The sequence below is a fragment of the Novosphingobium sp. 11B genome (genome assembly GCF_054589055.1).
In genome coordinates this window covers 6,418-30,185 of sequence record NZ_BAAILP010000230.1, presented here as the reverse complement: position 1 = coordinate 30,185, position 23,768 = coordinate 6,418, and the positions used below count along the sequence as shown (strand labels likewise).

Annotated in this window: 26 protein-coding genes, 1 tRNA gene and 1 pseudogene; 16 read left to right on the top strand and 12 right to left on the bottom strand. The window is 62.6% G+C overall.

The genetic code is table 11. The annotated features are described in order from the left end of the window. Positions 1-97 precede the first annotated feature (97 nt). Both ACYPYD_RS20425 and ACYPYD_RS20420 read left to right on the top strand, forming a co-directional pair. Positions 98-1,423: an MFS transporter gene (locus ACYPYD_RS20425; protein WP_459665171.1), complete on the top strand. Its 1,326-nt coding sequence runs from the start codon at positions 98-100 to the stop codon at positions 1,421-1,423. 181 nt (positions 1,424-1,604) lie between these two features. After that, a complete protein-coding gene (locus ACYPYD_RS20420) occupies positions 1,605-2,081 on the top strand; it encodes a hypothetical protein (protein ID WP_459665169.1) in 477 nt (158 codons plus the stop codon). Between the two features lie 156 nt (positions 2,082-2,237). Here the strand turns inward: ACYPYD_RS20420 and ACYPYD_RS20415 are convergent, their stop codons facing one another. From ACYPYD_RS20415 to ACYPYD_RS20400, 4 genes are all read right to left on the bottom strand, one after another. Beyond that, positions 2,238-3,242 carry a Gfo/Idh/MocA family protein gene (locus ACYPYD_RS20415; RefSeq protein ID WP_459665167.1) on the bottom strand — a complete coding sequence of 335 codons (1,005 nt, stop codon included), beginning with the start codon at positions 3,240-3,242 and terminating at the stop codon, positions 2,238-2,240. A gap of 105 nt (positions 3,243-3,347) precedes the next feature. After that, on the bottom strand, positions 3,348-3,890 hold the full coding sequence (locus ACYPYD_RS20410) for a GNAT family N-acetyltransferase (protein ID WP_459665164.1): 543 nt from the start codon (positions 3,888-3,890) through the stop codon (positions 3,348-3,350). 2 nt (positions 3,891-3,892) lie between these two features. Further along, the gene (locus ACYPYD_RS20405) at positions 3,893-5,068 is read right to left on the bottom strand and encodes an amino acid aminotransferase (protein ID WP_459665161.1); all 1,176 of its coding nucleotides are present in this window, start codon (positions 5,066-5,068) and stop codon (positions 3,893-3,895) included. Between the two features lie 80 nt (positions 5,069-5,148). Then, positions 5,149-5,952, bottom strand: coding sequence for a DUF1134 domain-containing protein (locus ACYPYD_RS20400; protein WP_051587005.1), 804 nt, complete (start codon positions 5,950-5,952; stop codon positions 5,149-5,151). 280 nt (positions 5,953-6,232) lie between these two features. Between ACYPYD_RS20400 and ACYPYD_RS20395 the strand changes: the two genes are divergently transcribed. From ACYPYD_RS20395 to ACYPYD_RS20380, 4 genes are all read left to right on the top strand, one after another. Further along, positions 6,233-6,324, top strand: a tRNA-Ser gene (locus tag ACYPYD_RS20395). Positions 6,325-6,517: 193 nt separating this feature from the next. Beyond that, positions 6,518-6,988, top strand: coding sequence for a tyrosine-type recombinase/integrase (locus tag ACYPYD_RS20390; RefSeq protein ID WP_459665159.1), 471 nt, complete (start codon positions 6,518-6,520; stop codon positions 6,986-6,988). A 75-nt stretch (positions 6,989-7,063) separates the two neighbouring features. After that, a complete protein-coding gene (locus ACYPYD_RS20385) occupies positions 7,064-7,426 on the top strand; it encodes a carboxymuconolactone decarboxylase family protein (RefSeq protein WP_459665157.1) in 363 nt (120 codons plus the stop codon). Between the two features lie 23 nt (positions 7,427-7,449). Continuing rightward, complete coding sequence (locus ACYPYD_RS20380) at positions 7,450-7,935, top strand: (R)-mandelonitrile lyase (protein WP_459665154.1); 486 nt, start codon at positions 7,450-7,452, stop codon at positions 7,933-7,935. Here ACYPYD_RS20380 and ACYPYD_RS20375 read toward each other — a convergent pair. Continuing rightward, entirely contained in the window at positions 7,923-8,816 is an 894-nt protein-coding gene (locus ACYPYD_RS20375) for a LysR family transcriptional regulator (protein WP_459665152.1), read from the bottom strand. The two genes, ACYPYD_RS20380 and ACYPYD_RS20375, sit on opposite strands and share 13 nt — an antisense overlap. 142 nt (positions 8,817-8,958) lie before the next feature. Here ACYPYD_RS20375 and ACYPYD_RS20370 point away from each other — a divergent pair, with 142 nt between their 5' ends. From ACYPYD_RS20370 to ACYPYD_RS20340, 7 genes and pseudogenes are all read left to right on the top strand, one after another. Further along, entirely contained in the window at positions 8,959-10,392 is a 1,434-nt protein-coding gene (locus ACYPYD_RS20370) for an MFS transporter (protein ID WP_459665150.1), read from the top strand. Between the two features lie 16 nt (positions 10,393-10,408). Beyond that, entirely contained in the window at positions 10,409-11,392 is a 984-nt protein-coding gene (locus ACYPYD_RS20365) for an aldo/keto reductase (protein ID WP_459665148.1), read from the top strand. 20 nt (positions 11,393-11,412) lie between these two features. Beyond that, a complete protein-coding gene (locus ACYPYD_RS20360) occupies positions 11,413-12,270 on the top strand; it encodes an aldo/keto reductase (RefSeq protein WP_459665146.1) in 858 nt (285 codons plus the stop codon). A gap of 22 nt (positions 12,271-12,292) precedes the next feature. Then, the gene (locus ACYPYD_RS20355; protein WP_459665143.1) at positions 12,293-12,592 is read left to right on the top strand and encodes a hypothetical protein; all 300 of its coding nucleotides are present in this window, start codon (positions 12,293-12,295) and stop codon (positions 12,590-12,592) included. Next, positions 12,582-12,918 (top strand): annotated as a pseudogene (locus ACYPYD_RS20350) (DDE-type integrase/transposase/recombinase); the annotation flags it as partial. The gene ACYPYD_RS20355 and the pseudogene ACYPYD_RS20350, both read left to right, overlap by 11 nt. Before the next feature lie 133 nt (positions 12,919-13,051). Next, on the top strand, positions 13,052-13,384 hold the full coding sequence (locus ACYPYD_RS20345) for a cyclic nucleotide-binding domain-containing protein (protein WP_459665141.1): 333 nt from the start codon (positions 13,052-13,054) through the stop codon (positions 13,382-13,384). Then, complete coding sequence (locus tag ACYPYD_RS20340) at positions 13,338-13,760, top strand: Crp/Fnr family transcriptional regulator (protein WP_459665139.1); 423 nt, start codon at positions 13,338-13,340, stop codon at positions 13,758-13,760. The genes ACYPYD_RS20345 and ACYPYD_RS20340 overlap by 47 nt, the downstream gene beginning before the upstream one ends. Before the next feature lie 43 nt (positions 13,761-13,803). On the opposite strand, the gene ACYPYD_RS20335 is transcribed toward ACYPYD_RS20340, so the two are convergent. The 6 genes from ACYPYD_RS20335 to ACYPYD_RS20310 form a co-directional block, all read right to left on the bottom strand. Further along, positions 13,804-15,126, bottom strand: coding sequence for a HAMP domain-containing sensor histidine kinase (locus ACYPYD_RS20335; protein ID WP_459665138.1), 1,323 nt, complete (start codon positions 15,124-15,126; stop codon positions 13,804-13,806). Then, the gene (locus ACYPYD_RS20330) at positions 15,119-15,796 is read right to left on the bottom strand and encodes a response regulator transcription factor (protein ID WP_459665136.1); all 678 of its coding nucleotides are present in this window, start codon (positions 15,794-15,796) and stop codon (positions 15,119-15,121) included. The genes ACYPYD_RS20335 and ACYPYD_RS20330 overlap by 8 nt, the downstream gene beginning before the upstream one ends. Positions 15,797-15,894: 98 nt before the next feature. Continuing rightward, on the bottom strand, positions 15,895-16,341 hold the full coding sequence (locus ACYPYD_RS20325; RefSeq protein ID WP_459665134.1) for a hypothetical protein: 447 nt from the start codon (positions 16,339-16,341) through the stop codon (positions 15,895-15,897). Continuing rightward, positions 16,341-17,177, bottom strand: coding sequence for an FAD:protein FMN transferase (locus ACYPYD_RS20320; RefSeq protein WP_459665132.1), 837 nt, complete (start codon positions 17,175-17,177; stop codon positions 16,341-16,343). The genes ACYPYD_RS20325 and ACYPYD_RS20320 overlap by 1 nt, the downstream gene beginning before the upstream one ends. Further along, positions 17,170-17,697, bottom strand: a complete 528-nt coding sequence (locus tag ACYPYD_RS20315) for an FMN-binding protein (protein ID WP_036527974.1) — start codon at positions 17,695-17,697, stop codon at positions 17,170-17,172. Before ACYPYD_RS20315 ends, ACYPYD_RS20320 begins: the two co-directional genes overlap by 8 nt. A gap of 9 nt (positions 17,698-17,706) precedes the next feature. Continuing rightward, a complete protein-coding gene (locus ACYPYD_RS20310; protein ID WP_459665131.1) occupies positions 17,707-18,753 on the bottom strand; it encodes a DUF6662 family protein in 1,047 nt (348 codons plus the stop codon). Between ACYPYD_RS20310 and ACYPYD_RS20305 the strand changes: the two genes are divergently transcribed. Beyond that, on the top strand, positions 18,748-19,278 hold the full coding sequence (locus ACYPYD_RS20305; RefSeq protein ID WP_459665130.1) for an alpha/beta fold hydrolase: 531 nt from the start codon (positions 18,748-18,750) through the stop codon (positions 19,276-19,278). The genes ACYPYD_RS20310 and ACYPYD_RS20305 overlap by 6 nt on opposite strands. On the opposite strand, the gene ACYPYD_RS20300 is transcribed toward ACYPYD_RS20305, so the two are convergent. Next, positions 19,235-19,693: a cytochrome P460 family protein gene (locus tag ACYPYD_RS20300; protein ID WP_236727411.1), complete on the bottom strand. Its 459-nt coding sequence runs from the start codon at positions 19,691-19,693 to the stop codon at positions 19,235-19,237. The two genes, ACYPYD_RS20305 and ACYPYD_RS20300, sit on opposite strands and share 44 nt — an antisense overlap. 153 nt (positions 19,694-19,846) lie before the next feature. Between ACYPYD_RS20300 and ACYPYD_RS20295 the strand changes: the two genes are divergently transcribed. Continuing rightward, positions 19,847-20,032, top strand: a complete 186-nt coding sequence (locus tag ACYPYD_RS20295) for a hypothetical protein (protein ID WP_459665128.1) — start codon at positions 19,847-19,849, stop codon at positions 20,030-20,032. Between the two features lie 689 nt (positions 20,033-20,721). Further along, positions 20,722-23,768: TonB-dependent receptor plug domain-containing protein (locus tag ACYPYD_RS20290; RefSeq protein ID WP_459665126.1), on the top strand; the 3,047-nt coding region annotated here is incomplete at its 3' end.

Sequence of the window (23,768 nt, the reverse complement as noted above, 5' to 3'; positions counted from 1 at the left end):
CGTCTTTCTCCCGATGATCCGCCGCCCTGCCCCTAGGCTGGCGGCTACGGCATCATTTGGAGACTACGGCATGCATGGAGCCGCGCCGCAAGGCGGCTTGCTTCGGACCCGGACCAAGGCGCTCTACAGCTTTGGCAACGTCGGGAACCAGTTGTTCCGCGACGCGCCGATGATCCTCCTGCTCTATTACCTCACCAGCATCGTCGGCATTCCGCCGGCGATCGCGGGCGCGGCGATCTTCGTGCCCAAGGTCATCGTCGGCGCGCTCAGCGACTTCACCGTCGGCGTCGTTTCAGACCGCAACCTCCATCGCTTCGCGCGGCGAAACTGGCTGCTGGTCGGCGCAGTGCTGGCCCCCTTCGCGATGATCGCCACGTTCTTCGTGCCCAATGCCGGGATGAGCACGCAAGTCGGCTACGTCGTCGTCGCCTTCAGCTTCTACATGGTGACCTTCGCCAGCTTCTCCGTGCCGTTCCTTGCGCATTTCTCGGAAATCAGCAGCGATCCGCAGGAGCGTACGGTGCTGATGGCGTGGAAGCACGCCTGGACCGGCGCGGGACTGCTGCTCGGCTCGGCGCTGGTGCCATGGCTCATCCACGAACTGGGTGCCGATCGCAGCGCCTACGTCACCGGCGCGGCGCTGCTGGGCGGGATCACCGCGATCAGCCTCGTCACCGCCTGGAACGCGGTGCGCAAGGTGAAGGTCGTCGCGCCTCTCGAGCGCGACCTGTCGCTGCGCGGCCTGCTGGCCACGCTGACCTTCCGCCCGTTCCGCGTCCTGTGCCTTTCCGCCGCCGCCATGACAGTGGCGGCAGGCACCTGCTCGGCGGCGATGGCGTTCTTCATCACCTACAACATGGGGCGGACCGACGCGCTGGTGCAACTCGGCATCCTTGTCGCCATTGCGGGCTGCGTCGTCATGGCCGTCTCGCCGCTCTGGGTGGCGGCGGCGAAAGTGCTGGGCAAGCGCAACGCGTACCTCGTCGGCGCGCTCGGCCATGTGATCACGCTGATCGTCTGGTCCAATGCCGGCGCCGGGCCGATCTGGGTGACCTATGTGTGCTCGGGCTGCGTCGGGCTGTTCAACTCGGGCTGGGGCCTGATCGCGCTCTCGCTCCTCACCGACGCCATGGCGCAGGCGCGAGAAGAGACCGGGCGCGATACCGCCGGCTCGTTCGCCGCGATCTGGTCGATCATCGAGAAGGCCGGGATCGCGCTCGGCGGCACGCTGATCGCGAGTTCGATCCTGGCGATCGGCGGCTTCGATTCAGCCGCCGCCAAGCGCGGCATCGCCCAGAGCGCCCAGGCCATCGACGCGATCCGCTACGCCTTCGGAATCGTCCCGGCCGCGCTGATGTGCATTGCCGCGCTGATCATCTGGCGCTGCGTCCCCGCACGCGGAGGCGCAGCGCTGGCGCGTTAGAGTATTTTGCAATCACATGGCGTTCCATGATCCGGAAGAATGCGGTAAACGCCGTGACCGCTGCAGGGCACGTGGACAAATCGAACGGCTGAGGTGGGTGGGGAGCGGACTGGTGGCTTGCAAGCGAGTTCCTGTTGAAACTAGACATTCGCAACGTAGCAGCTTCCGGGAAGTGACCGTCGTGACCACACATACTCTGTTTGTAATTGGTGGCGAGGACGACGAGACGATTTCGGTTGTTCAAACTGAGGTTGGTCGATCCTGCCGATTGGTATGCACTGTTCGTGGCGAAGCACATTTTGCCGAAGAAGCCGATTTCTTCGAAGCGCTGCGCACCATTCGTCGGCGTGCGTTAGAACCGCTGGGTCTCATCCCCTTCTGCTACGGAGCAAGCCTGAAAGTCTGGCCATCTGGCATGGCACGAGACATGGGTCAGGGGTTGAAAGCCTATAAAATCGAAAGTGGTGTTCAAGCATCTGAGCTTGTTGGAATTTTCGATAGCGGTGCGGATATCATTCCTGCGAAAGTGGACTTGCAAGAGCATTATGCTCGCGACTGGATCGCTTCTCTGCAACGCACATCGACTGAATCTCCATCATCCCCCCGTAGCTTTTGGGGGCGGCTCAGGAACGCTATTAGGATTGGACCGCAGGTCTAGCTCCATACGTCCGCTTTCCGGCAATATGAAATCTCGCAGCTACGTCAAAGTTGGGGCGCTTGCCGGAGGTCCGAATTGGTCCACGCAGCCTAGGACCTGATCGACTTCACCGGTATCATCGTCATCCCCGCCTTCGCGCGGATGACGAATGGCGTGTCAGTAGCTATCGTGTTGCGCCGCTGCCACGATCGCGCGATTGAGGCGGGTCTGGCGCAGGGCGGAGGGGTGCAGCACGCTGCGGTTCGGCAGCCCCCTCACCGCCAGAGCGAACTCGCGAACCTGCGTCGCGAAATAGTGCGTGATCCCGTCGTTGAAGAGCACATCGTCATCCACCGGCGCCCGCTCGGGCATGACGACGGGCTCGTCGTCGATCCAGAGTTCATCACCGTTCTCGACCCGCACGGTGGCGTTCTCGAAGTGCGCGACCTTGCGGTTCATCGTGCGCTTCTGGTTGTACGAAACGTGGATTGAGGCGAGCACGTCGTCAGGATAGCGCAGCAAAATCATCGCCTCGTCCTCTGCCGCCCAGTCGGGCTGGAAGCGCGCCGCCTCGACATGGATGCGCAGCGGATCGATCTCGCCGACGACGAGTTGCAGGAAATCGATCGCATGCGGGGCGAACAGGGTAAGGACTAGTCCTTCCTCGCGCGTGCGGGTCGCCCACCAGGGCGCCTGCGGGCCGTCCCAAAACACGCACATCGAGATGCTGACCGCTCGCAGACGGCCGAACCCGGCGCGGCGGTCCTGCAGGGTACGCACCGCCTCGACATGGCGAAAGGTGTGCCCGGCAGCAAGGACCAGCCCGGTTTCGTCCGCCAGTGCAGCGATCCGCTCGGCATCGGCGACGGTTTCGGAGAACGGCTTCTCGACCAGCACGTTGCGCCCGGCGCGCAGCACCTGCTCCACCTGATCCGCGTGCAATGCGTTAGGCGTGCACAGCACCGCTGCTTCGACAGCATCCAGCGCCAGCGCCTCTTCCAGCGAAGTACAGGCGTGTTCGACGCCATACTCTTGCGCGAACTCGGCGGCGCGGGCGGGATCGGGATCGACCACGGCGACCAGTCGGGCATGCTCCGGACTGCGGGCGATCGCCTTGAGATGCAGCGGCGCAATCCGGCCGCAGCCGACGAGGGCGATCCCGATGGGTCGATCGATTGTCATGCAGGCTCCACGTAACGTCAGGCGGGAAAGGCCTGACGAGGCCCATATCTTCACCCGCCGTCCATCACCGCCTGGGCGGTTGATCGACAGGCGGACGATACCCGGTCAGGCCAGCGGGCCTGCCGTGAAACTCTCGCGCGTGATTTCGAAGATGACGTGCTCGACCATCACGCCGCAGCGCTCGTAGCTGCGCGAACGGCCCTCGACCAGACGGCCGCCGATATTCGCCATCGCCTTGCGCGAGATGACGTTGTCCGCGCCCACCTGGAAGATGACACGCTCGAAATGCTGGAGTGCGTGCGCAAGCATCATGCGCTTGAATTCGGCGTTGTACCCGCCGCCCCAGTAGCGGCGTGCCAGGAACGTCCAGCCGATCTCGATTTCGCCGGGTTGCTCGACTTCGGGCGCTCCGTAGCGGGAGGAGCCGACGATTGCGCCGTTCTCCCGATCGAGGATCGCAAGGGCGCCGCCACCCGCCAACGCCTCGTCGAAGAAGGCGCGGAACACCGGCTCCTGCCAGCGATCGTGCGAGGGATGCACGGCCCAGATGTCGGGATCGGACGCGACTGCGAACAGCGCATCCCAATCCGCCTCGAGCAGGGGCCTGAGCGTCAGCCGGTCCCCCTCGAGAACCGGCTGACGGTTCATGATCAGGCCGTCACGGCCGCGACAGCGGCGATGAACTGATCGATGTTGCCGTCGGTCAGGCCCGCGACGTTGATGCGGCCGGAAGCGGCGAAGTAGATGCCGTATTCCGAACGCATCGCCTGCACCTGATCCGGGGTGAAGGGGATGATCGAGAACAGGCCGTTCTGCGAACCCACCGGAGTCAGATCGACGCCGCCGGTCTTGCCGGCCACCTGCAGCTTGGCGCGCACGCCGCGCATACGCTCACGCATCTCGTCGAGTTCGGCCAGCCACTGCGCGGTCAGGGCCTCGTCCTCGAGGATCACGCGAACCGCCGCGCCGCCGTGATCTGGCGGCTGCGACCAGTTGGCGCGCGCCAGCGAGTGACCGTTCGACATCACCTTGGCGAGATCGGCGGGGTCGGCGACCATTGCGTAGAGCGCACCGACGCGGTCACGATAGAGGCCGAAGTTCTTGTCGCACGAATAGCAGATCAGCGCTTCGGGCACCGATGCCAGAACGCGGCGCAGGCCGTAGGCATCTTCTTCCATGCCCTGGCCGAGGCCCTGGTAGGCAAGGTCGAGGACGGGCAGGATGGTCGAAGCGGCCAGCAGTCCGGCGATCTCGTCCCACTCTGCACGGGTGTAGTCGATCCCTGTCGGGTTGTGGCAGCAGCCGTGCAGCAGGATCGCGTCGCCTTCCTGCGCCGAGGCGATCACGCCGCGCAGGGCGTCCATGTCGGCGCCGGCGCCGGTCGCGTGGTTGAACTCGAGGACTTCGAGGCCGAGATCGGCGCAGATCTGGTTATGGTTCGGCCAGCTGGGCTTGCCGACTATGACGCGCTTGTAGCCCGCACGCTTCACCATCGCGAGCGCGAGGCGCAGCGAACCGGTGCCGCCGGGTGTCTGCATGCCCTCGATCCGGCCGCCCATGGTCGGGTTGGCCTTGCCGAACACGTAGGGCATCAGCTTCTCGACGAAGCCCATGTCACCCTCGGGGCCGAGGTAGGCCTTGGAGTCCTGCTCCTCGACCAGCTTCTTCTCGGCCGCCTTGATCGCGGCGAAGACCGGCGTGTCGCCGTCGGCGGTCTTGTAGACGCCGACACCGAGGTCGATCTTGTCCGCGCGCGGATCGTTGTTGTGGAGCTTGATCAGCGCAAGGAGCGCGTCAGCGGGCTGTTGCTTGAGATCGTTGAGCATGGCGGGCGGCCCTTAACCCCGCCCGCCGCTTGACGCAACCACCTAGTTGGACGGCTGCGTCGATGCGCAATATCGTTGCGTCAGAAGGGCAGCCAGCTCTGCTTTTCGGAGAACTTCATGTAGCCGATATTGGCGCCCAGACGCAGTCCCGCGCCCGCGCGTACGGGAATCAGTACGGTGTTTCCGCGGCGCAGGTAGCTGACGGTAAAGCCGCCCACGAGATAGGCCTGGCCTTCGCCCGCGCCGAACCGATGGAACAGGTCCTGGCTGTCGTAGAGGTTGTAGACCAGCACGAAGGCATTGCCGGCATTCGCGCCGGCGTCGAAGCCGATCGACGGCCCGGTCCAGTAGACCGGGCGCTCGCCTTCCACCTTGTGATGGAGCGTGCCCGAACCGTAGCGCAGGCCCACGGCAAGGGCGCCGCCTGCCTCGCGCCCGATGATGTATGCGTTGGGCTCGCCCTGCTTGGCGAGCAGGTCCTTGATGATGTCCGCGAGGCCCTTGGCGCCTTTGCCGAATACACCTTCGGCTGCGCCGATCAGGTCGTCCTCGCGGTAGGTCGAACCATTGTCCTGCGTCGCGACGGCCGGTGCGGCGGGATAGGTCGGCGCGGGCGTGGGAGCAGGATAGGCCGGCTGCCCGCCGTTCCAGTCGGTGGCGGGTGGCCCTTCGACAGGCGTGCCGTTGCCCGGATCGGTTGCGGGCGGCACCGGCGAATAAGTCGTGCCGCGATTGAGGTCGCCGTCGATCGCCGCATCGGGATCGACGGTCGTGACCTGCGCGAATGCCGGGGCGGCCGAGGTGGCGAGCGCCAGCAACGCCGCCGCCAGCCCGATGACCGACCTGCGACGCGCCCCCCGAACAGTTTGCGTGCGATCTTGCATAGAATGACCCTTCATGGCGTGATTACCTTGCGTTCTCCACGCCGCTCCCGGCGCTTCCCACGTCCCCCGCGCCCCATGCACGGTCAAAACTGGTATCATCGCACAAGAATCCACCGCGCCTGACCTAGCAATGAACGGGCGACGATCCGAGTCGGTTTTGCGGCAGGTCGAACTTGAAACTCGCGGTGAAGCGAGTGTTGAATAAATCTGCATTCTTGCACGCTTGCCCCCTTGCCGCCCCCGAATGCTCCCGTTATAGGCACCGCTCCAAGCCGCATCCGGAGACGTGGGTGAGTGGCTGAAACCAGCGGTTTGCTAAACCGTCGTGCCCTTAAGGGGGCACCCCGGGTTCGAATCCCGGCGTCTCCGCCACCGGCTTGTCCAGCCACATTCGCGACCATCCGATAAGGCCCTGAGAAATCAGGTCTTTCGGGTGATTCGCGTCCACCCGCATTCATCCCTGTTCGCCTGCAACCGATTCGTCGTGTGGGAAAAAATGTGGGAAGATTTGTGGCATGGGTAAGCTGTCCGCGACCGCTGTGAGAAACGCCACCAAGCCGGGCGCATGAGCGATGGTGATGGACTTTTTCTCATCATTCAACCCAGCGGCACCAAGAGTTGGATGTGCCGGGTTCAGAAGGCCGGCAGCCGCCGCGACTTTGGCATCGGCAGCGCGGCGAAGGTGTCGCTCGCCCAGGCAAGGGAGCGCGCTCGGGAGATTCGAAGCTGGGTGGAGCTGGGCCTCGACCCCGTTTTCGAACGGCGTAAGGCCGAAGGCGTGCCTACCTTCAAGGAGGCCACTGCCAAGGTCCTAGCAGCCCAGCGCAAAACCTGGCGCAATGAGAAGCATGAAGGTCAGTGGCTTCGTACGCTGGAGACCTATGTCTTCCCAAAACTAGGCAATGTCCAGGTCTCGGAAATCACCGGCCCGATGATCCGCAATGTCCTGGCCGCAATCTGGCTATCCAAGCCTGAGACCGCACGGCGGGTCCGACAGCGTTCCCTCCCACGGCGCCGTCATTTTCGAGAAGGATAGATTATCGGTATGAAGACGATCACGCGCAGCCTCATCCTCATGTCAGGCACAATGCTCGGTTTAGGGATACCCGGTTTGGTCCAGGCTCAGACGCCCGCAGCGAAGACCGCTAGCGAGCCGTCGCGCGCGCAGCAACTGATGGGCGACATCGATCCCAAGCTGGCTCAGCTGACGGACGAAGTCCTGCTCGGCGACGTTTGGGAACGGCCCGGCCTCGCCAAGCAGGACCGTAGCCTCGTCACCGTCGCGGCGCTGATCGCCCTCAATCGCCCCGAGCAGTTGCGCTCACACATGCAACTCGCACGCAGCAATGGCGTCACCGAGACGGAGATCGTCGAGGCTATCACGCAGCTCGCCTTCTATGCGGGCTGGCCCAATGCCATCAACGCGGTCGGCGTCGCGCGTGAAGTGTTCCATCCCAAGAGCGAGACTGAGTGATGCGCGGACTGAGCAAGGCAGCGATGACCATCGGCGCGGCATTTCTGCCGATGCCTGCCATGGCAGGGGACGATTATAGCACGGGGCCGGGCGTTTCGGTCATCCGGGAAGGCTCGACCGATAAATCCATTGGCGCGGCCGCCAACTTCACGGGGACCGCGCAAGTCGAGGGCCGCTTCCAGCGCGAGGCGCCGGCACGTATCGGCGGCGGGACTGTAACCTTCGCTCCCGGCGCGCATACCGCGTGGCACACGCATCCGCTCGGCCAGACCCTCGTGGTTACGCGCGGTCACGGTTTCGTGCAGCAATGGGGGCAGCCGGTCGAGCGGTTCGGACCGGGCGATGTCGTCTGGATCGGCCCCGGCATCAAGCATTGGCACGGCGCAGGGCCCGACGAAGCAATGACCCACGTTGCGTTGACGGAGAGCAGCAATGGCCAGTCCGTCGCATGGGATGAGCTTGTCAGCGATGCCCAGTACGCGGACGCGGTCGGCCATCAGCCCCGATAGCGCAAGGTCTCCACAAACAGCGCGAAAGCCGGCGATGCGTGGCGACGGCTGGGATAATAGAGGTGGTAGCCGGGAAAGGGGTCGCACCAGTCTTCCATCACCCGGAGGAGCTCTCCACGCTCAATGTAGGGCATCACCTGATCCTCAGGAAGATAGGCAAGACCCAGCCCGTCGAGTGCCGAGTTCAGTCGCAGACTGATGTTGTTGAAGACCAACTGCCCCTCGATCCGGACATTGACCTCATGGCCGTCCTTGTCGAGATCCCAGGGGAAGATGCCGCCATAGGTCGGCAGCCGGATGCCGATGCAGTTATGAGCGGTCAGATCCTGGGGTGAACGCGGCGCGGGATAGCGGGTGAAATAGTCGGGCGAGCCGACGACGGCCATGCGCAGGTCTGGACCGATGCGTACCGCGATCATGTCCTTGGCCAGCTGGTCGCCCAGGCGCACCCCGGCATCGAACCCCCCGGCGACGATATCGGTCAGTCCATAATCGACGACGATCTCTACGCTGATATCGGGATTGTCAGGCAGCAACTTGCGCAACGCCGGCTGCAGAACGGACACTGCGGGATGCTCTCCCGCGTTGATGCGGATCTTGCCGGAGGGCTTGTCGCGTAATTGGCTGAGCGAGGCCAGTTCCTGTGCGATCTCCTCAAAACGCGGCGCCACAGTATCGAACAGGCGGTGACCCGCTTCGGTTGGTGAGACGCTGCGGGTCGTTCGGGTCAGCAGGCGCAGGCCCAGTCTTTCCTCGAGCCCCCTAATCGTCTGGCTGAGCGCCGATTGAGAAACACCCAACTGAGCCGCCGCGCGCGTGAAGCTGCGTTCGCGAGCTACCATCACGAAAGCCGCCAGCTCATTGTAGTTCTCGCCTGCCATTGATTAGACCACCTTATGGCGACATGCCGATTATGGCGCCTAATCGCATTCCGGTGCTGAGGCTATATCCAAACCGACAATTCCCCGTGCTGCCTGTGCCGGATTGCCGGGCAGCCTGACGAACCTTCGGATCGACCTCACAATGACGCAGCGCCTTCAACCTTCCGGCGAACCGCACAAGAGCGCCATTCTGGCGATCATCCTCGTGAGCTACGTGATGATCGTTCTCGACATCTCGGTCGTGCTAACCGGCTTGCCCAAGATCCACGACCAGCTTGGCTTCAGCGAGGCCAACCTCGCCTGGGTGCAGAGCGCCTACACGCTGACTTTCGGGGGCTTCATGCTGCTGGGCGCGCGCGCGGGAGACATCCTCGGACGGCGGCGGATGTTCGTGACGGGCCTTGCCATCTTCACGCTGGCTTCATTGGCGATCGGCACGTCGCCTTCGGTCACATGGATGCTGTCATGGCGCGCGATCCAGGGCTTTGGCGCCGCCGTGCTGGCCCCATCGACGCTGGCCCTGCTGCAGACCAATTTCGCGGAAGGTCATGAACGCACTCGCGCCGTTTCCTACTATGCAGCAGCGGCAGGCGCCTCAGCTACAGTCGGGCTGGTCCTTGGCGGTGTGCTCGCCGAATGGGTGTCTTGGCGTGCAGGATTTTACGTCAACCTGCCGGTCGGCATCGGCCTGATCATCGCGTCCTATCGCTATATCCAGGAGACCCCGAAGCACACGGGTCGCTTCGATCTGCTTGGAGCCCTGACCTCGACGCTAGGCATTGGCTGCCTCGTCTTCGGCTTCATCCGGTCTGCGCAAAACGGATGGAGTGACCCGATCACGATCGTGTCGATTGCTTCAGCGGCTGCGCTCATCGCCGTGTTCATGATGATTGAACGTCGCGCTGCCCAACCGATCCTGCCGCTTGACCTGTTTTCCAGCCGGGTGCGTTCGGGCGCTTATGCTGCCCGGATACTCTATCTGGCCGCGATGGTCGGGTTCTTCTTCTTCACGACCCTCTACCTGCAGGATGTGAAGGGCTACGGCCCGGCAAAAAGCGGTCTCGCGTTCATCCCGGCGACCATCCTCCATGTACCGTTCGCCATCGCATTTCCCAGACTGGTCAAGACATTCAGTGCCAACCGCCTGATGGTTGCGGGTATCGTGATCGGAATCACGGGCATGGCGTGGCTAAGCTTCGCGGACGCGGGCTCGCCCTACATCATTGCGGTCGCGCTGCCGATGCTGCTGATCGGCGTGAGCCAGGGCCTGACGCTCAGCCCGCTGACGTCCGCTGGTGTGGCCGGAGTGGATAAGGCGAATGCAGGCGCTGCCTCGGGAGCCGTCAACGTCGCGCACCAGATCGGCAGTTCCGTTGGCTTAAGCGTCCTCGTCGCGGTCGCGGGCATCGCAAGCGCTGGGCTTCAGGGACAGGCTTTCGCCGTCAGGCGCATTGGCGTTGCGTTCGAAACCGGCACGATGATGCTGGTTCTCGCCTTGCTGGTGGTGATCTCCACAATCGTTGCTGCGGACAAAGTCTCACAAACCAGACCCTTGGGCGCCACCGGCGCCGCTTGAACAAAGGACAGTTCCCATGAAAACACGTGAACTCGGCCGTACTGGCCTCGAAGTTTCGGAAATCGGCTTTGGCTGCATGGGTCTCAGCTTCGGCTATGGCCCCCCAATGGAGCGCAGCGCAGCAGTAACGCTGATCCGCGATGCCCACGCGCGAGGGGTGACCTTCTTCGACACGGCAGAAGCCTATGGCCCCGGCCTCAACGAGGAAGTGGTGGGCGAGGCGCTGGAGCCAATCCGCGACGAGGTGGTGATCGCAACCAAGTTCGGCTTCGTGAACGGCGTTCCGGCGCAGGGCCTCGACAGCCGCCCGGAGCGTATCCGCCAGGTTGCCGACGAGGCGCTCAAGCGCCTGCGCACCGACAGCATCGATCTGTTCTATCAGCACCGCGTCGATCCCAACGTGCCGATCGAGGATGTGGCAGGCACCCTGAAAGACCTGATCGCAGCGGGCAAGGTCAAGCATTTCGGTATGTCCGAGGCCGGGATAGATGCGATCCGCCGTGCCCATACCGTGCAGCCGGTGGCAGCGCTGCAGAGCGAATATTCGATGTTCTGGCGCGAGCCGGAGAATGCACTGCTGCCGGTGCTCGATGAACTCGGGATCGGCTTCGTCCCGTTCGCTCCGCTGGGCAAAGGCTTCCTGACGGGCAAGATGAGCGCCGATACGGTGTTCGCCAAGGATGACTTCCGCAGCACGGTTCCGCGCTTCCAGACCGACGCCCTTGAGGCCAACCGGGCTCTCGTCGAACTGGTCACGAGCCTCGCGGCCGAGAAGAACGCAACCCCCGCCCAGGTGGCTTTGGCCTGGCTGCTGGCCCAGCGCTCCTCGATCGTGCCGATTCCCGGCACGACCAAGCTGCACCGGCTTGAAGAAAACCTCGGTGCTGTCGCCCTGGAACTGAGCGAGCCTGATCTGGCCCGTATTCGCGACGCACTGACCGCTATCGAACTGGTGGGCGAGCGCTATCCGGCATCCGCGCAGAGCCTCGTCAATCGCTGATTTGAAACTAAGGATTTCCCATGTCCCAATCCGTTCCCAGCGTCACGTTGAACAACGGCGTGGAAATGCCCAGCCTCGGCTTTGGCGTTTTCCAGGTTCCCGATCCGTCAGAATGCGAGCGCAGCGTGCGTGACGCCATAGATGTCGGCTACCGCCTGCTCGATACCGCCACGTCCTATGGCAATGAAGAAGCCGTCGGGTACGCCATCCGTAGGCACGGCATCGACCGCCGCGAGCTGTTCGTCACCACCAAGCTGTGGATCGAGGACGCCAGCTATGACGGCGCGAGGGCGGCCTTCGAGCGTTCGCTCAACAAGCTGCAGCTCGACTATCTTGACCTCTGGCTGATCCATCAGCCCTACGGCGACGTTTACGGCGCATGGCGGGCCATGCAGGACCTGCACCGCGAAGGCCGCATCCGGGCCATCGGTGTGAGCAACTTCTATCCCGATCGCCTTCTGGATTTCGTGCTGCACAACGAGATCGCGCCCGCTGTCAACCAGATCGAGATTCACCCCTTCCACCAGCAGGACGAGGCGCATGCCTTGCTCGAGGAATACAAGGTTCAGGCGGAGGCCTGGGGACCTTTCGCCGAAGGCAAGAACGGACTGTTCAGCAACGAGTTGCTCGCCTCGATCGGTGCTAAGCACGGCAAAAGCACCGCCCAGGTCGTCCTGCGCTGGCTGAACCAGCGCGGTATCGTCGCGATCCCCAAGTCGGTCCGTAAGGAGCGCATGGCCGAGAACTTCGCGATCTTCGACTTTACCCTCGATGAAGAGGACATCGCCGCGATCGCCACGCTCGACCAGAAGGCCAGCAGCTTCTTCGACCATCGCGATCCGGCGATGGTGAAATGGCTCGGCACCCGCAAGCTCTGATCGAAAGGCGAAACCATGTCAGATGAAGCAGCATCAGCACAGGTCGGCCGGCGTGGCCGGTACGGGCGTTGCCCTCGCAGCGCTCGGCGCGGGTACAGGCAGGGTAGCCAGCGCCACCGCAGCAACGGCCCCAGGCAAGGCGGACCAGGCCGGCGATCGTCGCAAACTGGGCTCGCTTGAGGTCTCCGCCGTCGGTCTCGGTGCCCAGAACATGCACCGGACCTATCAGACGACCATTCCAGACCGTGCGGAGATGATTCGCGTCATACGCGCGGCTTATGATAGCGGCGTCACCCTGTTCGACACGGCGGAAGTTTCTTGATTGCCCATGGTATGGCAGCCGCCAGATGGCCCGACTTCTGAAGCGAATAGGTCATGATGTCGGTCGCCGGCGGGTGCGGCGGCTGATGGGGAAGATGGGCCTGACACCGATCTACCAGGGATCCGCATCCACAACACCGGATCTATACGTACCTGCTGCACAAGCTGGCGATTGAGCGGCCCAATCATGTGTGGTGCGCCGACGGGACCTACATCCCGATGCGGCATGGGTTCCTATACCTGGTAGCGATCATGGATTGGGCGACCCGCAAAGTGCTGGCCTGGCGCCTGTCGAACACGATGGGTGCTGGCTTCTGCGTCGCGGCGCCTGACTCGACGACGGGGCCAGCACAACAACCGCCATCTTGGATTCCACCGCATAAATCAACAAATGACAATAACTTTTATCAATGTTTAATTTTGGGATGTCCGTGTATGCGATGAGGATGCGAACAGGTTCGTGAACAAACTCAGTAAACTGGTCGAGCTGGCGCCCGATGATGTCGCAATGTTGGAAGCAGTCACGGCGCGAAGTCGGAAATATGCTGCTCGGCAAGATGTAATCCGCGAAGGTGACAGACCCGGCCCGGTGTTCGTATTGCTTGAAGGCTGGGCTTGCCGCTACAAGATTCTGCCAAGTGGGGCGCGGCGGGTGATGGCATTCCCGATGCCTGGCGATTCGTGCGATCTTCACGTGAATATTCTGGCGGAGATGGACTACAGCATCCAGGGCAATTTCCCCGGCGATGATCGCCACTATCTCGCGATCCGAAATGCAGGAAATACTGGATGATTATCCGAACATCGCGCGGGCCATGTACGCAGCGCAGCCCATCGACGAGGCGACAATGCGGGCCTGGATCGTCAGCATGGGACGCCGCAGCAACATCGAGCGCGCGGCGTACCTGATGTGCGAACTCTATGTCCGCGCAAGGAGTATCGGCTTGGCTGACGGCGACAGTTTTGCATTTCCCTTATCCCAGCTGATACTTGCGGATGCGCTCGGAATGACGGCTGTGCACATTAACAGGGTACTCAAGGAATTGCGGCTGCGCGGAGCGATGGAGCTAAATCGCGGCAGTCTGAACATTATTGATCCGACAAAACGCGTTCAGATAGCCGGGTTTGACGAGAACTACCTTCATCGACGTTTGAATAATACGTTTTGAACTACGGCAGAAAAGTGCGCCTTGGGTTCCCATGGCCGCGCAATCACAAGGTGCCGATGGGTATTGCTATCGTTACGCCCAGCCCCGGCATTTTATCTTCCAGTCCGATTTCACCGCCATGGGCACTCGCAACCGCCGCCGCCAGGCTCAACCCAAGACCGTTACCCGGCGTCGTCCGGCTCGCTTCGCCACGGTAGAAGCGGCGGACCAGGGCCGATCGTTCCTTGTCGGAAACGCCAGGACCATTGTCCGCTATCTCAACCAGGGCGAAACTGGCCGATTGCCGTAACGAGAGGCGGATTTGTGTTCCTCGCGGCGTATGAATGCGCGCATTGTCGAGAATGTTGCTGGCCGCCTGCGCGAGAAGTTCACGGTCGCCAGCCACGTGAATATCGGGCTCGATCGCCCATATCAACTCTTGCCCGCAGTCCAGTAAAGCGGGCTGGAAACCATCGGCGACAACTTCGACGAGCGCGGACAAATCGATCCGCGCAAACCCTCTACTCAGGCCGCCGCCTTCCACTTCGGTTATGCGTAATATGGCGCTGAAGAGTCGAAGAAGATGGTCGCCCTGCGCCATAGCCCGTTCAACGGCTCCTTCGGTTTGCCCGACCTGATCGAGTTCGCCGCGCAGCCGTAGCAGCGGGGTGCGAAGGTCATGGGCCACATCGCTGGATACCTGGCGCAAGTTCTCCATCAATCCTGCGATGCGATCGAGCATGGCGTTGAGTGCACAAGCGACCCTGTCGAACTCATCTTGTCGGCCGCTGACGGCAATGCGACGGGTTAGATCGCCGGCGACGACGGCGTTGGCGGTTTCGGTCACGACCGACAGCCGATGCACCAGATAACGGCCAAGCAGCACGGCGCCGATGGCTCCGGTCGCAAGTACCAGTACGAATGCACCGCCGAACAGAGCGAGGATGGTGCGATCGATCGCCGCGATCGCCACTGAATCGAGCCCCACCGCCAACCTGCTGCCGTCGGAAAGCGTAACCGCCTTGATGCGGATCGTGCCATCCTCATCGCGCATTCCCGGCAATCGGGCGGTCGTGAAACCAACCGCCGGCTTGGCGAACGCAGCATGCCCTCCCAGCCGTCGGCCTGTGGCTGCGAACAGCGCGTAGCTGAAGGCATGCCGGGTTCGCCACGCTTCGCGTCGCTCGATCTCGCGGATAAGAGCGGCATCCAGTCCTTCCTGCGCAAGATCTTCGAGTTCTTCGGCGATCACTCCGTCGCGCTGATGCCGGAATTGCGCATCGGCGGCGAAATAGACGGCCGTGCCCAAGACCAGGATCGCAGCCGCGAATGCCCCGGCGTAGGAGAATGCAATCCGATATGCGGCGCTTGAGCGAATGTCAGGCATCGATGCGCATGCGATATCCCACGCCCCGGACGGTCTCGATCAAATCGCAATGGAACCCTTCGCGAAGCTTGGAACGCATCCGACTGAGATGGCTTTCGACGATGTTCGTCTCAGGGTCGAAATGAAATCCCCATACGTGCTCGAGTATCATGGTCCGGGTCACCGCCTTGCCGGCGTTGCGCATCAGCACTTCCAAGATACCGAACTCGCGCGGCTGCAAGTGGATGGGACGCCGTCCACGCGTCACTTCCCGGCGCAGCATGTCGATCACGACATCGCCCACTTCCAGACGGGTCACCGCGGAGTTGATCGGCGGGCGACGCAGCAGGGCATTCACTCTCGCGACCAGTTCTGCCAGAGCAAAAGGCTTCACGAGATAATCGTCCGCGCCTGCATCCAGCCCGGCTACGCGATCCGCGATGCCGCCCTTGGCCGTGAGCACCAGGACAGGTGCCAATACCCCCGCCTCGCGCAGTTTTCTGAGGACATCCAGCCCCTCCAGCCCTGGAAGCATGCGGTCGAGGATTACGATGTCGAAACTCTCGCCGGTTCCGGCCTCGATTGCTTCCAGGCCGCTTTCGACCATATGGACCGCAATGCTGCAGGCGGCGAGGCCGCGTTTGACAAAAACGGCCGTTGCCGGATCGTCTTCAGCCAGAAGTGCGCGCACGATAGCAAACTCCTGCAGTTTCACCCTGCGGCGGTGATTAACCGGGGCCCCGCACGCCAGCTCCGTGTGCCAACAACGAGGCCGTACGAAAAGAGCGTTTACCCCCGTCGAATACGCTTGCCCTGAAAGTAGTGCAGCAGGAACATCGGCAAGGCGAGGATCCCCACGATCCAGTGTGCGGTGCTCGTCACCCCTCGCCAATCCTCGTCCCCCACATAATAGAGCATGAAGCCGCTGACGATGAGCAGCCCGGCCACGCTCAGCAACGAAATGCCCAGCGCCCGCTGGCTCCTGTATGTCCAGCCGCGCCAGACGTGCACGACCAACAAGCTTCCGAGCCCCAGCAGCACGATCTGCACGGCGGCGCCGTGAATGCGCAGCATCCACGGTTCCAGTGGGTTGGCTTCGGGGCCAAAGTCGCTCTGCACCTGGATGAAGTTGTGCAGCAGCAGCCACGCTACGCCACTGAGCCAGAGGGCAGCGCAGCCCCAGCACAAGAGGCGGACTTGCCAGCGTGCGAGCTTGGCGGTCTTGAGATGCAGCATCAGTGGAGCACCCTCAAGGCGCGTCGGTCGATCAGTTCGGCATTCAAGTCGGCAAGAACGCGCTCGGCCATCACCGGGGATGCGAGAGCGACTTTGGTCATGGCGTCGGCGATGACGCACCGTTCGGCGATGACAGTCACGGCATTGTCGGCCAGTACCGGGGCTTGCCGCAGGACATGGGGACTGGTTGCACCTGCGTGATGCCGGCGGCGGTCGTGAAGATTGCTCGAACTCGCCAGGGCCGCATTCCGAACGGCAAGAGAGCCGCCAATCGTTTCATCGGCTTCCCTCAGGTGCACGATTTCCTCCCATTCCCCGAAGACCCGCAGATCGCCCCCGGCATTGACGGTTCCAGACGAGGCCCCAGCTTCCATCAAAGCATCCACGGCGCAATCGACCGCATATCCCTTGGCGATGCCGCCAAGGTCCAACAAAACGCGCCGGGAAACTGACACGTGTGTTTCGTCGAGGATTTCCACGTCGAGCATGCCGCCGTCCCATTCCTTGTCCCGATACCCGTTGGGTTCGGGCAGGAAGCCCCATTCTACCAGTCGGGTGCCCACGGCCGCATCAAACACGCCATCAGTGCGACGATAGAGGTCCTGCGCAAGCCGCAGGACCTCTATCGTCGCCATGTCAACCGCCACGCTGGCGCCGGAGCGTGCTTTACGCAATGCGGCCAGATCGCTGCCTTCCGAATGGAAGGACATCCGCGCGTGGATGTGCTCGATCCGGGCGAATGCGGAATCGATTGCCGCTGCCGCCACTTTCGGGACGGCGATCTCGACGAAAGTTCCCAGGATCGGTCGGCACCGCCGGGCATTTTCTTCACGCATGTGCAAGAACGATGGCATAAGTCGCCAGCACGCGCCTCACTCCGTCGGTGATATGCTTGCAGGAAAGGGTCGCTCCGGAGACATTCTTGATGTCGCCGCCGAGCTTCAACGACTGACCCGACCGCTTGCCGACGAACTGCTGTCGCCATCGCGGATCGCGGACCTGACCACCATACGCTTCGCGGTAGTCGAGTATCTCGACATCGCGCACCGCCCCGCTGCCGTCCAACGACACAGCATAGGTGATGAACTCGTGCTTGCCCACCACTTCATCGACGATGAACCAGCCGCCGTCCGCCGCGCGCCAGGCGCGAAGATTGTGCGACAGGGGATTTTCCCCCGATGCCTTGCGGATCGCTGCGACCTGTTCGGCAGTCAACGTGCGGAATTGCGGCGTTAAGGCCTGGCGCGGGAACATCTGGTTCTGCGCCTGCTCGACCGTCAGGTATACGGTCGCCTGCGCCGGTGCAGCCAGGGCGAGCGTCGCCAGCGGAAGGATGCGATAGGAAAAATGTGCCATGGCGCGGTCCTAGAAATAATATCCAACCTTGAGACGGAAACGATACTTTTCGAAGTCGTCGGCATTCGTGATACCGTTGACGACAAAGCTCTCGGCAGCAGGATTAGCGTAGTCCTTCGCCCACGGCATCTGGAACAGCGTCGTGAACGTCGCAAAGAAGTGCCGGCCGCCGTAATGCATCGTCGGTCCAAGGTACCAGGCCTGGTTGGTGCGGTTGGAGGCCTTGAATGGATTGAGCCCTGCCCATTCGCGCTCGTTCTGCAATTCGCCGCCGACCGACCAGTTCGACGTGAAACGATAACTTCCAGCGAAACCGAAATTGACGTCGGTTTCCTTGTCCCAATGCGTAACGAATTCTTCCGAGGTGGGATCTGCGCTTGAATCGCCGAGCAGCTTGCGCCACTCGTAGCCCAGCGTTGCATTGGCCGCGAAGACCAGTTTGTCGTCCAGGAAATTCTTTTGAAGAATCAATCGCGCCTCCATCTCGCGCGTGCGCGGACCGATCGAGGGTTCCAGATAGAGCGCGACCCCGACGCCGTTCGTGTAGGGGCTTGAAATCCGGTAAATTCCTTCGACGGAAACGGATTCCAGACGTGCCTTGCTGAAGCGTCGAGCCGGGTCCGAGGCGAAGTCGGCAAACACTTCGGGCGGCACTGTATCGCCGCTGGGCGTGTTGCCCTTCACGTTCGCGTAAGCCAGGTTGGCGTAACCGGACAACTGGAAATTGTCCGTGACGCCGTGCGAAACTTCCGTGCGCGTCTGCAGCAGGTGAAAGTCCCCCTGCGAACGACCCTCGCGCAGCGTAACCCACTGCTCTACCTCCGATTGGTCTTTCGGCAGGGTATCGGTCGTGTAGATGTAACCGAACAGGGGTTCATCCGCGCAAGCGGGCGCCGCCACGAGGGTGCTTGCTACAAAAATTCCCCAAGCGCTCGTTTTCCAGTACGTCACGTCGTCCTCCCTGATGCGATTAATTCGCATTACCGAGAAGCCCGACTTCGGGTGGTTATAAAGTCCCAATGTTCCTGAACAGCCGAGGGTAAGCGCGGCGTGCATGCCGATGCCGAGATCGTGGCGGGCGTGACGAAAGCGACCGCCGGGCTAGTCGCGCTTGTGGGCCATTCCTACGGCGGATCGGTGATCAGCGAGGTTGCGGAAGGCGCGGCTAACGTGAAGGGGCTGGTCTACGTCGCCGCTTTCGCTCCGGAGGCGGACGAGACCGCACTCGGCCTGACCGGCAAGTTCCCCGGCAGCACGCTGCCGGGCGGAGCCAACGACCTGGACATTCAGCAGAAGCTCTTCCCTGCCCAGTTCGCCGCCGACCTGCCTGCGGCGCAGGCTCGACTGATGGCCGCCGGGCAGTTTCCCGTGATGGATGCGGTACTTTCCGAACCCTCTGCCCAACCGGCATGGAAGCATGTGCCGTCATGGTTCGTCTATGGCGATGCCGACCGAAACATTCCCCCGGCCGCCATGCACTTCATGGCGCAACTGATCGAGCGCGCCGATGCGGTGCCCCATCCCGCCCAGCGGCGCGTCAATCGCCCACGGCTTGCCGGACCGCAGCGCGAGATACCGTAAAGACCCAATCGGCGCCCGCGTCGGGCTTTGCATGACAAGCGGCGCAGGAACAGATCAGAGCTTCATTGGAGTTAGGCATGTCATTGTCGAACTGGCCGTAACCCCATCCACCACTAGCTGCGCAGCGGCGCGCATCCTTGACGCCAACCTGCACATTGGTGGGTTCACCCGCTACGAAGGATTGCGGCGCAGGAAACACGGCATCGTTGCGCGGCGAAGATTCGTGACGCCACGCCGGCCTGACGATCACCGCGCCATCGGGGAACGAGCGGATGCCCTTGCGATAGGCGCGCACCGCGATGGCGTTTCCAAGGGTGGCCCGGATATCATCGTTCTTCCCCGCCTCGTGCGCAACGCTGATGAGCTTCCAGTCGCGGCATCCGGCGGGAAGGCACGCCATAAACCGGCGCGGCATCGGCTTCCCACCGCACAGTTCCGGCCGCCCCGGAGGCACCCAGCAAGACGAATGAGGCGCCAAGAATGCAGCACGAGATACGGATCATGCGCCCATCCTGCCGGCATCGAGGACTGCCTTGGCAAATGCCACCGGCGCTTCCCGCGGCAGGTTGTGACCGACGCCACTCGCGATCAGCCGGTGCTCATAGGGTCCTGCAAACTTCGCGCGGTAGGTAGCCGGATCGGGATGCGGCGCACCATTGGCATCGCCCTCCACGGTGATGGCAAGGATTGTGACGAGCGGCCGGCACTTGAGAAAGCCACATCGTGCTTCATCGCAACCTCCGTTGATGAATGACAGGCAGGATTGTGGCTGCGGTCATTGCGGAACGCCCGTTATCGTTCGTTAGCGCGCGCACGCTGCACGAAGGGCCACTTACCGGGAGAGCACCACCCGACGTTCCATGCCAATCTCACGGAGCAAATGGCTCGTCGTGGCTCCCATCAACAGTGCCCTCGCCGGAACCGAGCCGCCTGAAATTTTCAAGAATGGTCGCTTCCTGATCGAGCAACGCGGATTCTTGCCCAGAAGGATTACCGCCCAGTGTAGCCTCATTGTGCCGCTTTGCATCGATGAGTGCGCGTAGATTCGTGAAAGCCTCAAGAGGCTCATCGCCTCGACAGATCATAGGTGTAGAGAGCACCCTGTCTGATACCATCTCAGTTGCATCATCATACGTCCGATTGCAGGAATCGGCATCCAAAGTGCGCGCACTGATGGTGATAACAGGTCATTTTTGCATTTTCGTTCTGGCTAGGTTCAGACGGCCTCCAAGCTGCTTATGACACTTTTTGTATTTATGTTGTAAAATTGCAACTTAACTGCAACATTAAGCAATCATTGGGAAATGTTCTTTGAAAGCGTTGGCGAGCCGGGGCTAGAGGGCTCCCCATGAGCGTAAACACGCGCGCTCTGAGCGGCATCGACCGCACTTCCGGCGAGCTTGGTCACACATCTTGCCGGGGTAAAGGACAAGGAACGTAGACTTGAAGACACCCCCCCAGAAGGCCGTGCTGCGCAGCGCGACTTGCCTGACCGCATTCGCGTTGCTGTGCGGTACTGCTTATGCCCAGGACGCCGCCCCCCAGGCTGCCGACGCAGGCGAAGAGAACACCATCGTCGTCACCGGTTCGATCACCCGTAATCCGGCCGCCGCCACTGCCTCGCCGGTAGTATCGGTCACCGCCGACGATCTGAGCAAGCGCGGCATCACCACGGTATCGGACGCACTGCAGTCGCTGACCGCCAACAATGCGGGCACGATCCCCGCCAGTTGGTCGGCAAACGGTTTCACCACCGGCGCCACCGCCCCTTCGCTTCGCGGCTTCAACAACGCCTACACGCTGACCCTGTTCGACGGCATGCGCACCGCGTACTACCCGCTGGCGGACGACACCCAGCGCAACATCGTCGACATCAACTCGATCCCCAGCAGCTCGGTGCAGAGCATCGACACCCTACTTGACGGCGCCTCGGCGACTTACGGTTCGGACGCGATCGCCGGTGTGGTCAACGTCATCACCAAGCGCCAGGTCCAGGGCCTGCATCTCGACGGTTCGATGGGCATCTCGCAGCGCGGCGACGGCGGCGAGCAGCGCATCAACGCGACCTACGGCTATGGCGACCTGAACGATCAGGGCTTCAACATCTATGCCAGCGCCGAGTACCAGCACAACGACTCGCTGTATCTGCGCGACCGCAGCGGGCCCTGGAGCACTGCCGACCAAAGCAGCATCTGCGGCACCGCCGAACAGGGCTGCCTGACCAACTCGATCCGCAACGGCATCCAGGCCGACGGCAGCTACAATGGCTTCCAGTCGACCACTGTCAACTTCGGCCAGTCCACCCAGACCACGATCGACGCCAATGGCAACTACGTTCCGGTCTACAGCACCGGCGACAAGCCCGCGATCCTCTACAATGGCTCGTATCAGTTGCTCAACGCAGGCGCCGGCTGCGGTGGCCTGACCGCGCAGACGCTGACCCCCGGCCAGCAGGCTTCGACCGCGAACGCGAACAACGGCGTCAACAACGCGCCGTCGGTGGTCTGCCAGCAGGACCTCGTCAACGACTACAGCATGTACACGGCCGCAACGACCCGCAAGGGCGCGTCGCTGCGCGGCACCGTGAAGGTCGGCAGCAATGCCGAGGCGTTCATCGCGCTCAACTACTACAACGTGAAGACCGCCAACGAGAACGTGAACTCGTCTTGGGCGGGCCAGACCGCAGCGGGCGGCACCCAGATCGCCGCGACCAACGTATTCCTGCCGGTCTACGTCTGCCCCACCGGCACCGCGTCGGTCGTTGGCGGCAACCTGCTGGCGACGGGCTGCAACGCCTCGAACGGCACGCTGAACCCGAACAACCCCTACGCCGCGCAGGGCCAGCTCGCTCGTCTGAGCGGCATGCCCGACCAGCCGCGCCGCACCTACACCGACGCCAAGACCTATCGCATCGCGGCGGGCATCAACGGCAGCTTCGGTGACGGCTGGAACTACTCGGTCGGCGCGACGGCTTCGGAAGTCACGCTGGACGTCAAGAACACCGGCTACATCTACCTGCAGGGCCTGGCCGACGCCATCGCCCAGGGCACCTACAACTTCGTCGATCCTTCGGCGAATTCGGCTGAAGCTCGCCAGCAGATCTTCCCCGACCAGAACAAGCGCGCCACCTCCAAGCTGGCGCAGGTCATCGGCACGCTCAGCAAGGACGTATTCGAACTGCCGGGCGGCATGGTCAACATCGCCGTCGCGGGCCAGTACCGCTACGAGTCGATCAACAACCCCAGCTCGAACGCCCCGGACAACGAAAATCCCTACGCGCGCTACTACGGCATCAATGCCGTGGGCGTGAAGGGCAACCGCGATATCTGGTCGACCTCGTACGAAATCTCCGTGCCGATCGTGGACCAGTTCCGCATGAAGTTCGACGGATCGTATGACCACTACTCGACCGGCCAGAAGAACTTCTCGCCCAAGTTCGAGGCGGAGTTCAAACCCGTCGACCAGCTCAAGCTGCGCGGCACGTTCTCTAAGGGCTTCCGTGCCCCGAACCTGAACGAATCGTTCCAGCTGCCCGCTACCGGCTACCAGAGCTCGCAAATCAACTGCACGCAGGCGCTCTATGCCGCCTTCTGCGACGCTCACAAGAGCAACCCCGCCTATTATGCAGGTACATATTCGCCGGGTTCGACCAATTCGGGCAACCCCGACCTGAAGGCGGAGAAGTCGACCTCGTACACGCTGGGCGCAGTGCTGCAGCCGACCCGCAACATCACGTTCACGCTCGATTACTGGCACACCAAGATCAAGAACCTGATCACCTCGGTCAGCATCGGCGACGCGATCCAGGAATACTACGCCAACAACGGCGTCGTGAACCTGCCGGGCGTCACCGTGCTTCCGGGGCAGGCGGATCCGCAAAACCCGGATGCGCTGCCGCTGCTGGGCCAGGTCGTCAGCTCGTTCAAGAACCAGAACGCGATGATGGGTTCGGGCATCGACTTCTCGGCCGATGCGCGCATCTACCTCAGCGACAAGATCACCTGGCAGAGCAAGGCCAACGCCTCGTATCTGATCCGTCTCCAGCAGGAGAACCAGGAGGCCGACGGCAGCACCACGATTTGGCGCTATGACGGTTCGCTGGGCGGCTGCAACCTGACCTCGTGCTCGGGCGCCCCGCGCTTCCGCGTGACCTGGCAGAATACGCTGGACTTCAACAACAAGGCCAGCCTGACCCTGACAGCAAACTACACCAGCGGCTATTCGTCGACTTCGGCGGATGCCGGCGGCGTCTACAAGAACTGCGCGGAAAGCGGCGATAACGGTCAGCTGCTGACGTACGGCAACGGCGATCCGGTGCAGTGCCACGGCCCGAGCACCTTCGATCTCGACGCACACGGCGAAGTCAAGGTCGCCGACCGCTTCAAGCTGTACTTCGACGTGCTGAACGTTCTTGACGGCAAGCCCAAGTACGATCCGAACGCGGGCTATGGCCTCTACCAGTTCAACCCGGCCTGGCAGGACCGTCTCTT